The organism is Gilliamella sp. N-G2, from assembly GCF_002142215.1.
GTDB lineage: Bacteria > Pseudomonadota > Gammaproteobacteria > Enterobacterales > Orbaceae > Gilliamella.
On the sequence record NZ_NAST01000039.1, the window covers coordinates 1 to 12424 of the forward strand.

Below are 12424 nucleotides of genomic sequence, written 5' to 3' on the forward strand. Positions count from 1 at the left end.
ATAATATGCACTGAATAAAAGGGCGAATCAATAGAGATATTTGGTGACTTTTTATAAGATTTTTTATAAAAAGTGGTAATTTAGTAGGCTAGTATTGAATTCGAAATTTAGACCAATTATTAAAATAATTATTAACTATTAATTTATATTTAAAAATATTTGAGTAAAGAAGGGGGTAACCTTTAAATCCCCATATTACATCACGTTATAATCTTGCTTGATGATTTTAAGTACACTATCCCATTTCTTAAATTTGGATGAATTTAATAAAACGAAATACTTTTCCAATATAACATTATAATTATTTATAATTTTTTTATTTTCTGAAATAGGTGACAATCTTGATTAATCACATTGAATGAATAAAAAATCATCCAAAATACTTTCTCTTTAACTATCAAAAATGAAATATAACTATTCTTTAACAGAAGGCTTGTTGTAATAGTGTAAATCTTTTCATCTTATTACTAATTTAATTGTAATCATCAGTGGGGTATGTTATACCGATTTTTTCCCTTATTTCATTCACAATAAATGACGATAGTAAAGCTTAATCTAAATTTTCATGATCAAACTTTTGTTGTTGATATAGCTGGATAAACTTAAGTACTTCGTAATACATCTGATTATCTTGTCATTTGATACTGATAACTTGTTTCTCACATTGGTGAGTATAGTTGGTGATTTGCTTACAAACAAGAAGATGGTCAAAAACAACGCACCGTCTTCCCCTTAAATTTTAATGGGAATATAAGAGTTGGTTACTTTTGAAAGACAAATAATTATATCAAAATTCTCATGATTACACACCAAGCTGTCATGTTCTTTAACACCGGATGCCAATAAGTTCAATTTGGCATAAAACTAATTTTCCTTACTACCATAATATAAGTTCAAAATTGAGTAAGTAAATGCCTATATCCATCTAAGAATCATTCTAAAATTCAAGATTAAAAGTGTTGGGATTGTTTTCTTTTAAATAGCTATCATAACGAGAAGAATATTGACGATAATTCAACAAAACTTTACTTTACAGAAGATTTTACCTAATTTAGGGAGATAAGTTTTAATTAATTTATGATTCGGCAAATATTAAGTTTTCACTCTTTTAAAGTAATACATTGATTTTGTTTGATAATCTCAATCAACGCTTTAGTTTGTTAATAGTTCAAAGTTAACGTTTTTTCACAAATTACATCTTGATCATGTTCTAATGTTAATTTTGCTTGCGAAAAATCCAATGAATTTGAATTGGCATTATAAACTATATCGATATTCAGATCTTCTGCTAACTGCATTAAATCATCACAATCTTTGCCTGAATTTATGGGCAAATATTTGTGCTTTGTTAAGATTATCGATAATTTATTACAACGAGTTTATATTGGTTTGATTTTAATAAAGTATCGATAAACTTTTAGTTATCCAGTTGGTGTCAATTATTGCAAGTTTGGTCATAGTTCATCTTTGTTTAAAAATGTAGCAATTTTTTAAATAAATCAACAATCATTCTATCTCGGCTGATAAAATGCTTTGGATTAATTGATCGTATATAAAAGCAAATCTAATAAATACTTCAAAAAAAGTGGTTATTTGCTTTTTTAATTATATTCATTTTCGTGTAAAGTATTCAAAATAAAATTAAAGTCTATTTATAAAAGGAAGTAAATCATGAAAAAAGCACTTATCTCTTTAATGTCAATCGTTTTATTATCTGGTTGTAAAGTAGAACTTACTCCGTCTGTTAATTTAAGCGATATAAATAGTGAAGTCGCGAAAACTATTCAATCTAAATTGATTGTTGAAGTTACATCGTGTACCGATTATAGAGATTCTCGTAATGAATCATCCAGCCTAATTGAAGCCAAAAAAGGAATTACTGATGTATTTAGTGAGGCAAAATACATTGAATGTTATAGAGAGAATTTGGACTCAAAAGCATTATTTGACATTCCTATAACGGTAGGAGGAAAAGAGTTAACCGGTGATATCCAATTAGCTAATGCCGATTTTGGTGGAGGTATGGTGGTAAAAATGTCACCAACCTTAAAAACTAAAATTGACAAAGTCAGTAAGTCTGGAATGTCTAAAATACAGCCATCAGTAACAATAAAACTTAAAAATGATACTAGCGAAAATGTCGATATTGTTGCTCATGCATCATATATAAATGGTAAGCCCATGACTGTATCGACTTACACTCTGTTATCTGGAAAAGAAAGCACATTCAAATTATCTGATGTTTCTGTGTCATCTGCATTTGATAATGGTGTATCAATTATTTATGAAGATTTAAGCAATAGAATGAAATTAGAAAAATAAGAACCTAACTAAATAAAAAAACCTCGCATGAGGTTTTTTTATTCTATAAATGCTAATTAAATTAGTTTTCCAAATTCATCTATTAATAAATGAAATTAATTTAAATCAATATGTAATCGCTTTTTTGAACAATGAAGACATTCAAATAAATATCCAATCATATCCCCATCTTTGGATAAATTGGCTTTAACAAAATCTGCAGAAAGTTCCTGTTGTTCTATATCTTCAATAAGCTCATCCCAAAAAGGTAATATCTCTTTTGCACCAACATAAGCTAAAAAAGCACATGGTTCATTACAATGTGATAGCCATACTTGTTGTTGCCAAGATATATAATTTGGTGTTCTATATAATACTTCATCAAGTTTATCCTTAGGTATAACTTCGACGCCAATATAATCATTGAATGAACCAGCAAATTTTTTCGCTGCTAGGCCATTAGCTATGCACCATGGGCAAATATATTCTGGTTCTTCCTCACTATAAAAATCTGCTGAATATTTAAAATGGCGTAATTGATTACAGACCGAACACTCCCCTTCTTCATGAATAAATATATCAAGTTCGTAGGCATTAGGATGATATTTAAAGATTGGACGACACATAAATAATTTCCCATATTAAATGACTTAGTGCATATCTCATAATAATCGAAAGATAATTATTGGCAAAAGAATGTGAGGAGCAGCGTTTTTGAGTCTATTTAATTTTTAAAAATTATCTTTATTAATTAATGGATTATGTTATTTTTCAGGCAAAAACTACCCCTAATTTATTTTAGAGGTAGTTGAATTATTCATTGGTTAAGAATAATTTAAGTGATGGATTTTTAGTTTCATTATTAAAACCATAATCTAATTCGGTTAAATGTTTTGCAAAGGTTGTATGGCTTGCTTTATCTATTTCAAAAGCAGCTAGCACTCGGCCATAATCGGTACCGTGGCTACGATAATGGAACATTGATATATTCCAATTAGTGCCTAGCGTTTGTAAAAACTTAAGCAATGCACCTTGTGATTCAGGAAACTCAAAACTATAAACTTGTTCGTTAAGAGGTTGGCATGGTTTACCACCAATCATATAACGAACATGCAGTTTGGCCATTTCGTCATCAGTGAGATCGACTACTTGATAACCAGCTGCGCTGAGATCTTGCATGATTTCGTCTTTTTCATTGCTTCTAGCAATTTTAACGCCAACAAAAATGCAAGCTGATTTGTCGTCATGATAGCGGTAGTTGAATTCTGTTACTGCTCTTCCACCTAATAATTGGCAAAATTTTAAAAAGCTACCCTTTTGTTCAGGTATAGTTACCGCTAAAAGTACTTCACGTTTTTCACCTAATTCACAACGTTCAGATACATATCGTAGATTATGGAAGTTTAAGTTAGCGCCAGATAAAATATGGGCTAAATTTTCACCACAGATGTTATTTTGTTCGACATACTTTTTAAGACCAGCTAATGCTACTGCACCCGATGGTTCTGCAATTGCACGTACATCATCAAATAGATCTTTAACTGCCGCACAGATTTCATCGCTATCAACAGTAATGATATCGTCAATATATTGCTGACAGAGTCTAAATGTTTCATCACCAATTCGTTTAACTGCAACACCTTCAGCAAATAAACCAACACGATCAAGATCGACTGGATGTCCTGCCACTAAAGCCGCTTTCAAGCAGGCAGCATCTTCAGGTTCAACTGCAATCACTTTGATTGATGGCATGATTTGCTTAATTAATACGGCAATACCAGCAGCGAGTCCGCCACCACCGACAGGCACAAAAATACGGTCAAGCTTGGCATTTTGTTGCAGCAGTTCCATAGCTATACTGCCTTGACCTGCGATAACTAGTGGATGATCAAAAGGTGGAATAAATATCCGGTTTTGTTGCTTAGCCAGTTCCATTGCTTTGGCTTTAGCTTCATCAAAATTGGCTCCATAAAGTAGTACTTCACCACCAAAGCCTTTTACGGCTTCGACTTTGATATCAGCTGTATTTAATGGCATGACAATTAGCGATTTAATCCCTAATTTAGTTGCTGAAAATGCAACGCCTTGGGCATGATTACCGGCTGATGCGGCAACTACGCCGCATTTACGTTCTTCGGGGGTTAAGCTGGCTATCATGGCTTGAGCACCACGAATTTTGAAACTGTGGACTAATTGACGATCTTCCCGTTTAACAAAAATTTGATTTTTTAAACGAGTAGATATTTTTTCCATATGTTCCAGTGGCGTCACTTGGGCGACATCATACACGGCACTGCATAGCGTAGCTTTTAAATAATCAGCGCCGGTTAGTTTGTTAGCTTGTTGATTCACATTAACCACCTAATTTGCTTTTATCACGTACCGCACCTTTGTCTGCACTAGTTGCTAAGCTAGCATAAGCTTTTAGTGCATATGAGACATAACGATCACGATTATGAGGAGTAAAGGCTTTATCACCACGAGCAAGTTCTGCTACACGGCGACGTTCTAATTCATCTTCTGGTACGATGAGCTCTAATTTACGATTTGGGATGTCGATATCAATAATATCGCCGTCACGAACAAGACCAATCACCCCACCATTAGCGGCTTCTGGTGAAATGTGACCAATAGATAATCCAGATGAACCACCAGAAAAACGACCATCAGTGATTAATGCACAGGCTTTACCAAGCCCCATTGATTTTAAGTAACTTGTCGGATAAAGCATTTCTTGCATACCCGGCCCACCTTTTGGTCCTTCGTAGACAATTACTACCACATCTCCTGCCACTACTTTACCACCTAAAATTGCATCAACGGCATCTTCTTGACTTTCATAAACTTTGGCCGGACCACGGAAGACTAGGTTTTCTGCAGCAACACTGGCAGTTTTTACAATAGCGCCATCTTGGGCGACGTTACCATAAAGGGTTGCTAATCCACCATCTTGACTATAAGCATGTGCTTTATCACGAATACAGCCATTTTCACGATCATCATCTAAGCTATCCCAATAACAATCTTGAGAGAAGGCCTTGGTGGTGCGAATGCCAGCTGGACCACTGCGGTACATTTTTTTGACGGCTTCGTCAGTTGTTTGTGTAATATCATATTTGGCAAAGGTTTCTTGTAAACTTAAACCAAGTACGTTATGTACGTTACGGTTTAGTAATCCGGCTTTGTCCAATTCAGACATGATGGAGACCACACCACCAGCACGGTGGACATCTTCCATATGATAAATTGCGGTACTTGGCGCAACTTTACATAGATGAGGAACTTTCCGTGATAATCTGTCGATGTCTGACATGGTAAAGTCTATCTCACCCTCTTGCGCTGTGGCAAGTAAATGTAATACGGTATTTGTTGATCCACCCATGGCAATATCAAGAGACATAGCATTTTCGTAGGCCGCTTTGGTTGCGATAGAACGCGGTAAGTAGGATTCGTCATCCTGTTCGTAATAGCGTTTAGTAATTTCAACAATGCGTTTAGCGGCATTTAAGAAGAGTTGTTCACGTTGTTTGTGAGTCGCAATAAGTGAACCATTACCCGGCAAGGATAATCCTAATGCTTCGGTTAAACAGTTCATTGAATTAGCGGTAAACATGCCCGAGCAGGATCCACAAGTCGGGCAGGCTGATTGTTCAATAGCCTCGCTGTCTGCATCGCTAACATTTGGGTTAGCACTTTGGATCATAGCATCAACTAAGTCGAGCTTAATGATTTTATCTGACAGTTTGGTTTTACCGGCTTCCATTGGACCGCCTGAAACAAATACAGTAGGAATGTTTAAACGCAGTGATGCCATTAACATCCCTGGGGTAATTTTGTCGCAGTTTGAGATACAGATCATAGCATCAGCACAGTGTGCATTAACCATATATTCAACTGAATCGGCAATGAGTTCTCGAGATGGCAAGGAATAAAGCATACCACCATGGCCCATAGCGATACCATCATCAACAGCAATAGTATTAAACTCTTTGGCAATACCACCACAAGCTTCAATTTCTTTTGCCACTAGTTGACCAATATCTTTTAAGTGAACGTGGCCTGGTACAAATTGGGTGAATGAATTAACCACCGCAATGATGGGTTTACCAAAGTCTTCATTTTTTACGCCTGTTGCACGCCATAAGGCGCGGGCACCCGCCATGTTGCGACCTTCAACCGAGGTTGCTGAACGATATCTAGGCATTTATTGCTCCCAAGTTTTTTAATGCAAGCGACCGATTTCTTTCGGTACCTATTTGAGTTTTTGATGAAAATAATAAATCGTTAAATAATTACGACACCGCCGATTAGTTCAGCGGTGTTTAGTTTACTTATTTAACTGGATCTAACCAACCGTATTTGTCTTCAGTTTTGCCATTAAACAATCCGAAGAATGTTTGTTGGATTTTTTTGGTAATTGGACCACAACGACCAATACCAACTTGGATACGGTCAACACTACGTACTGGCGTGATTTCAGCAGCGGTACCAGTCATAAATACTTCGTCTGCAAGGTATAGTGATTCACGAGAAAGTGTTTGCTCACGTACTTCAATGCCTAAATCATGTGCAAGGGTGATGATAGCATCACGGGTGATCCCCGGTAGTGCTGATGATGATAGTAATGGGGTAAATAATATGCCGTCTTTAACGATAAATAGGTTTTCACCCGAACCTTCAGAAAGCTGTCCGTTAACGTCTAAGGCAATCCCTTCTTGGAAGCCATTAGCGCGTGCTTCTGAACCGATGAGTAGTGATGACAAATAGTTACCACCGGCTTTAGCTGCTGCTGGGATAGTGTTAGGAGCAAAACGGTTCCATGATGATACCATAGCATCAATACCCTGTTCTAAGGCGTCTTCACCAAGGTAAGCCCCCCACGGGAATGCGGCAATCATAACATCGGTTTGGTAACCGGCTGGTGGAATAACGCCCATGCCAACATCACCAATAAAGACTAATGGACGGATGTAGGCGCTTTTTAGGTTATTTTTTTTGATTACCTGACGAGTTGCTTCCATAATCTCTTCAAGAGAATAAGGGACAGGAAAACGATAAATTTTGGCTGAGTTTAATAGGCGTTGGGCGTGTTCTTTATGACGAAAAATTGCTGGGCCTTTGTGCGTTTCGTAGCAACGAACACCTTCAAATACTGAAGTACCATAATGTAGTGCATGTGACATAACGTGAATTTTTGCATCTGCCCATGGAATCATTTCACCATTTAACCAAATATAATCAGATTTTGCTGTAGTACCCATTTTTTGTTTTCCTCTTAAATTTTAACTTTGTTAAGCATGTATTTTGCTTTTATCAATTTAATGTAAAGCATTATACATCACTTTACTGTTTGTTTAACTGCTAATATTGTTACTTTTTTAATTTAACTTGTTGTTTCACCAAAGAATATCGTTACACTTTATTCTAGCGTTATTACATCTTCCAATTTGGTTATTTGGTTTTGTAATGACGATAACGTCCGTTCGGTAGTTAATGTTAGCGTTAAGGTGAACAACTGATTATCAATTGATTGCATCTGCATTTGCTCAATATGACCACCGCGATGACGAACAACGCGTAAAATACGTTCAAGTGAACCCAATCTATCATTGGCGGTTATGGTAAATTGGTGTGTCGCTTTTTGATTCATCACTTACTCCTTGTTACTTTTATCTAACATGTTTTCGTTAGCTGCACCCGGTGGAACAAGTGGCCATACGTTTTCAAGCTCATCAATACAAACGTGTAGTAGATAAGCACCAGATGAATTGAATAGGTTATCGAGTGCTGGTTCGATTTCCGCTTTTTTACTGATTGATTGCCCTGGAATATCAAATGCTTTGGCTAGCATTAAAAAGTCTGGGTTATCCGATAAGTTTGTTTCGCTATATCTTTCATTAAAAAATAGTTCTTGCCATTGTCTTACCATGCCTAGGCGTTGGTTGTCGATGAGGACAATTTTGATCGGTAGTTTTTTACGTTTGATGGTAGTTAGTTCCTGTACGTTCATCATGAATGATCCATCACCTGATACGCAAATTACCATGTCATTGGGTCTAGACATTTGGGCACCAACAGCAGCCGGTAAACCAAAGCCCATAGTTCCAAGCCCACTTGAAGTAATAAAGTTCTGTGGATGGGTAAATGACATGTGCTGTGCTGTCCACATTTGGTGCTGACCCACATCGGTGGTAATCACGGTGTTAGTCGGTTTACGCTCAGAAATACGTTTTAGTAGTGCTGGTGCGTAAATAGCCTCTCCAGGATGATCGTAACGTGTTGGATGTTGGGCTTTGAGTTGTTTTATTTTGTTATGCCAATCAGCAATCGATACAGTTTGGTTTAACAAAGGTAATACGTGTTTGATATCACCTTGTAAACCTAAGTGGGTTTGGCGTAATTTATTGATTTCAGACTGATCAATATCAACATGTATAACTTTCGCATGTTTAGCAAATTCGTTAAGTTTGCCGGTTACACGATCGTCAAATCGTACCCCTAGGGCAATGAGTAAGTCACACTCTTGCACGGCTAAGTTGGCCGCTTTGGCACCATGCATACCGATGAGTCCTAAATAGTAAGGGTTGTTTAAGTCAGCAACACCAAGTCCTTTTAAGGTAGATACACTAGGAATTTGGGTTAGCGTCATAAACTCACGTAGTTCGTTGATGGCTCCAGAAAGTCCAACACCACCACCAATATAAAGTATAGGTTTTTGGGCTTGGCTTATCATTTGTTGGGCTTGTTTTATCTCGTCAAGTAAGATTGGATATTGTTGGGTGTTATCAGAAGGCGTTTTTATTGTTGATGGCGTTAAATATGCTTGGTAATCATGGTCGGCAAGCTGGATGTCTTTCGGGATATCGATTAATATTGGTCCCGGCCTACCCGAATTAGCTAAATTGAAGGCCTCTTGTAAGGTATTTGGTAACTGGGTGGCATCATTAATCAAATAGCTATGCTTAGTGCATGCTAAGGATAATCCTAAAACATCAACTTCTTGAAAGGCATCTGTGCCAATAAGTGTAGTTGGAACTTGTCCGGTAAGCGCGATAACCGGTACGGAATCAATTAATGCATCAGCAAGACCTGTGATGATATTGGTTGCGCCGGGACCTGATGTAGCAATACAAACGCCGATTTTACCTGTAGCACGGGCATAACCAATGGCTGCCATAGCTGCGCCTTGTTCATGACGACAGAGTACGTGTTCAATTCCACCATCATAAAGGGCATCATATAGAGGCATAATTTGACCACCAGGATATCCAAAAACGGTGGTAATGCCTTTTTCTTTTAAGGTTTTTACTATCCACTGTGTTCCTAACATTCATTCCTCACTTTTTACTTTTGCTCATGCACTGTTAATGTCAAAATTGTTTATAAAAAAACCCCCGCTTTTTGGGGCGGGGGTTTTTGAAATATGATAACCATATATTTAACTCAAAAGACGCCCCCGCGTAGGAATAATGACCACGCTGACAATAATGTTAATGAGGGCGATAATGAGTGAAAAATTCATAATTTTTGTGTAATTTTTTTTCAATTTCTAAAATATTTATCCAAAATACTCGTTTTAAAAAAAAGTGCAACTATTTTTTTGTTGTTTTTTTTAAACATCAGCAATTTATTTTTATCTTATTTAAAAAAGTGAGCAAATGAGATTTTGAAAGGGTAAAAATGATTGTTTTGGCTTTTTGAGAAAGGTTAGTGTATAAATATCACTCATTGCTCCTATAAATAATTCAACGTGGTTTAATAAAGTATTGATAATTATTATTCATTAGCTAATAAGAGATATCATTATGAAAATATTTAAATCGTTTGTGTTTTTTGTGGCAAGTTTTTTAGTAATAAGTTGCGATAATAATAAAAAAAATACCGTAGTTAATAGTGATGATTCACTTACGGCTGTGCAAAATTCGATAATTGAACCAATTAAGGATACGTTACCGATCGAAGTTGATGAGTTAACCACTCTAATTGGTGTCGATAAGGATAAGGAGCGTAATATCATCAATTACCAATACGATGTTAAAAATACTCCAGAGCATACGTTGCTGTTACCAAGTACCCTAGATACAATTTACCAAGAACTTTTTAATGCTTATTGCCAAAATACAGAGGATATGCAACAGTTGAAAACGGCGTTCCCAGATGGAGCTAATTACCACTATTTTATTGATAATAAAGAAATTGTTGAGGTTGAATTAACACCTTCGGATTGTCGTATTAAATAACTATCTGTGATTGACAATCATAATATTTGATAAAATGATCATTTATCACAATAGTTATAAGATATAGGCTAACTAAGGATTAGGAATGCAGAAGATTATTTGTTTTATTATGTTAGCCATGCTCCAATTTAGTTGTGATAATTCACCGCTAGAAAAAAATAAACTTGATAGGCTTGTCGAGAATATTGGAGCTGAAAAAACAGAAAAGTTACTTAAACTTATCGATCAAGCTGATGATGAAAAATTTAATATTTCAAAAAATGATAAACCTTATGATTTAGATGATGAAAAAAAAGCTGCCATCAGTTTACTTAAGCAAATATTACCTATTAAATTTAATGATAACCTAATTTGGTTTGATATTGAGGCGAATGGTAATACCCTCGTTTATAAAACGGAAGTAAAAGGAATAACTAAAGAGGATTTACTGACAAGTGAAAATATAAAAAATATTGGTAAAGCTATTACTGAAATTTATTGCCAAGATAATGCTCAAATGAAAAACGTAAAAAAATATTTTAGTGAGGGTATCGAATTTATGTTGTACATCGAAGGCAAAAAGCTTTTAATTCTCAAGATCCCTGCCGATTGCAAAATTAATAGATAATTATTATTAAGCTAGCTTTGCTAGCTTAATTTCTATTTATTTGCTAAACTACTTTTGGTGTTAAATTTTCACCCATTATGGTTTTAGCATTCGTTGTATTTGTCCTCGCTAAGCCATTCAAGTAAATTTCTGTTTTCTCAGTTGTCAATGATTTTAATTTTTTTAAATTGATATAATTAATTGAATTAATTAAATATTTTAAAGATATAAAATATACTCGACAATAGGATTTTGTGATTATTAATTGATTTTATTTAAGTTATATTGAATTTGTTTTCAAATGCATGTTTAACTTAGGAGAAAATTATGAGTAAGCAAACCTATAATCCCACAACTAAATATCATTATGACAAGTTTCCTAAACAAAAACAAAATCCTCCTGGTTTACAATATGAGATGAAACCTGTCCCCGATTGTGGCGAAAAGAGTTATCAAGGTCATCAACGTTTAGAAGGTCGAAAAATGTTGGTTACTGGAGGTGATTCTGGTATTGGTAGAGCAGCGGCTATTGCTTATGCTAAAGAGGGCGCAGATGTTGCAATTAACTATTTACCGGCAGAACAAAAAGATGCTGAAGATGTAGCTAAAGTGATTGAGTCAGTAGGACGAAAGGCGGTGTTAATTCCTGGCGATTTAAGTGATGAGCCATTTTGTAAAAAATTAATCGAGGAAGCCCATAAAAAATTAGGTGGACTTGATAATCTAACTTTAGTAGCCGGTAAGCAAACCGCAGTAGAAGATATTATGCAATTGACTACGGAACAAATCATCAAAACCTTTGAAATCAATGTGTTTTCACTATTTTGGATAACTAAAGCTGCATTGGGTTATTTAAAACCGGGTTCGACGATTATTACCACTTCTTCGGTGCAAGCTTACCAACCAAGCGGTAACTTATTGGATTATGCTTCAACCAAAACTGCGATTATTGCGTTCACTCGTGGATTAGCCGCTCAATTAGGTAGTAAAGGTATTCGTGTTAATTGTGTAGCACCAGGTCCAGTGTGGACGCCATTACAAATTTGTGGCGGTCAACCAAGTGAAGTGATTCCAGATTTTGGTAAACAAACACCATTAAAACGTGCTGGGCAACCGGTAGAACTTGCTGGCGTGTATGTGCATTTAGCATCAGAGGAATCAAGCTATACCACCGCGGAAGTATATGGTGTAACTGGTGGTATGCATATTAATTAATTTTAATAATTATAATATTTTAAAGGGCTGTATTGGCCCTTTTTTTATATTATATATAATTAATTTTTTCTTTCTTTTTCAA

The 12424-nt window shown here is 35.6% G+C and carries 11 protein-coding genes; 4 read left to right on the top strand and 7 right to left on the bottom strand.

The window, feature by feature from the left end; genetic code table 11:
• Nucleotides 1-1160: 1160 nt before the first annotated feature.
• Entirely contained in the window at nt 1161-1334 is a 174-nt protein-coding gene (locus B6C99_RS13210) for a hypothetical protein (RefSeq protein ID WP_158092481.1), read from the bottom strand.
• Between the two features lie 337 nt (nt 1335-1671).
• Here B6C99_RS13210 and B6C99_RS12250 point away from each other — a divergent pair, with 337 nt between their 5' ends.
• On the top strand, nt 1672-2322 hold the full coding sequence (locus tag B6C99_RS12250; RefSeq protein ID WP_086360079.1) for a hypothetical protein: 651 nt from the start codon (nt 1672-1674) through the stop codon (nt 2320-2322).
• Nucleotides 2323-2417: 95 nt separating this feature from the next.
• On the opposite strand, the gene B6C99_RS12255 is transcribed toward B6C99_RS12250, so the two are convergent.
• The 6 genes from B6C99_RS12255 to ilvG all read right to left on the bottom strand — a co-directional run bounded on the left by B6C99_RS12255 (nt 2418) and on the right by ilvG (nt 9631).
• Nucleotides 2418-2927 (bottom strand): CbrC family protein, encoded by a 510-nt coding sequence (locus B6C99_RS12255; RefSeq protein ID WP_086360080.1) that lies wholly within the window; start codon nt 2925-2927, stop codon nt 2418-2420.
• A 187-nt stretch (nt 2928-3114) separates the two neighbouring features.
• Complete coding sequence (gene ilvA / locus B6C99_RS12260) at nt 3115-4653, bottom strand: threonine ammonia-lyase, biosynthetic (RefSeq protein ID WP_254045960.1); 1539 nt, start codon at nt 4651-4653, stop codon at nt 3115-3117.
• Between the two features lies 1 nt (nt 4654).
• Entirely contained in the window at nt 4655-6505 is a 1851-nt protein-coding gene (gene ilvD, locus B6C99_RS12265; protein WP_086360082.1) for a dihydroxy-acid dehydratase, read from the bottom strand.
• A 127-nt stretch (nt 6506-6632) separates the two neighbouring features.
• The gene (locus B6C99_RS12270; protein WP_086360083.1) at nt 6633-7562 is read right to left on the bottom strand and encodes a branched-chain amino acid transaminase; all 930 of its coding nucleotides are present in this window, start codon (nt 7560-7562) and stop codon (nt 6633-6635) included.
• A 158-nt stretch (nt 7563-7720) separates the two neighbouring features.
• Nucleotides 7721-7951: an acetolactate synthase 2 small subunit gene (gene ilvM, locus B6C99_RS12275; RefSeq protein ID WP_086360084.1), complete on the bottom strand. Its 231-nt coding sequence runs from the start codon at nt 7949-7951 to the stop codon at nt 7721-7723.
• Between the two features lie 3 nt (nt 7952-7954).
• A complete protein-coding gene (gene ilvG, locus B6C99_RS12280; protein ID WP_086360085.1) occupies nt 7955-9631 on the bottom strand; it encodes an acetolactate synthase 2 catalytic subunit in 1677 nt (558 codons plus the stop codon).
• Between the two features lie 475 nt (nt 9632-10106).
• On the opposite strand from ilvG, the gene B6C99_RS12285 reads away from it, so the two are divergent.
• The 3 genes from B6C99_RS12285 to B6C99_RS12295 all read left to right on the top strand — a co-directional run bounded on the left by B6C99_RS12285 (nt 10107) and on the right by B6C99_RS12295 (nt 12342).
• Nucleotides 10107-10541 (top strand): hypothetical protein, encoded by a 435-nt coding sequence (locus B6C99_RS12285; RefSeq protein ID WP_086360086.1) that lies wholly within the window; start codon nt 10107-10109, stop codon nt 10539-10541.
• An 85-nt stretch (nt 10542-10626) separates the two neighbouring features.
• Nucleotides 10627-11148: a hypothetical protein gene (locus tag B6C99_RS12290; RefSeq protein ID WP_086360087.1), complete on the top strand. Its 522-nt coding sequence runs from the start codon at nt 10627-10629 to the stop codon at nt 11146-11148.
• A gap of 303 nt (nt 11149-11451) precedes the next feature.
• Nucleotides 11452-12342, top strand: coding sequence for an SDR family oxidoreductase (locus tag B6C99_RS12295; protein WP_371265845.1), 891 nt, complete (start codon nt 11452-11454; stop codon nt 12340-12342).
• The last annotated feature ends 82 nt before the right edge of the window (nt 12343-12424 follow it).

Excerpts from the sequence above, each read along its gene's own strand:
- B6C99_RS12285 (WP_086360086.1), top strand. The coding sequence starts at position 10,107 with ATGAAAATATTTAAATCGTTTGTGTTTTTTGTGGCAAGTTTTTTAGTA.
- ilvG (WP_086360085.1), bottom strand. The coding sequence starts at position 9,631 with ATGTTAGGAACACAGTGGATAGTAAAAACCTTAAAAGAAAAAGGCATT.
- B6C99_RS12250 (WP_086360079.1), top strand. The coding sequence starts at position 1,672 with ATGAAAAAAGCACTTATCTCTTTAATGTCAATCGTTTTATTATCTGGT.
- ilvD (WP_086360082.1), bottom strand. The coding sequence starts at position 6,505 with ATGCCTAGATATCGTTCAGCAACCTCGGTTGAAGGTCGCAACATGGCG.
- B6C99_RS12270 (WP_086360083.1), bottom strand. The coding sequence starts at position 7,562 with ATGGGTACTACAGCAAAATCTGATTATATTTGGTTAAATGGTGAAATG.
- B6C99_RS12290 (WP_086360087.1), top strand. The coding sequence starts at position 10,627 with ATGCAGAAGATTATTTGTTTTATTATGTTAGCCATGCTCCAATTTAGT.
- ilvM (WP_086360084.1), bottom strand. The coding sequence starts at position 7,951 with ATGAATCAAAAAGCGACACACCAATTTACCATAACCGCCAATGATAGA.
- B6C99_RS12255 (WP_086360080.1), bottom strand. The coding sequence starts at position 2,927 with ATGTGTCGTCCAATCTTTAAATATCATCCTAATGCCTACGAACTTGAT.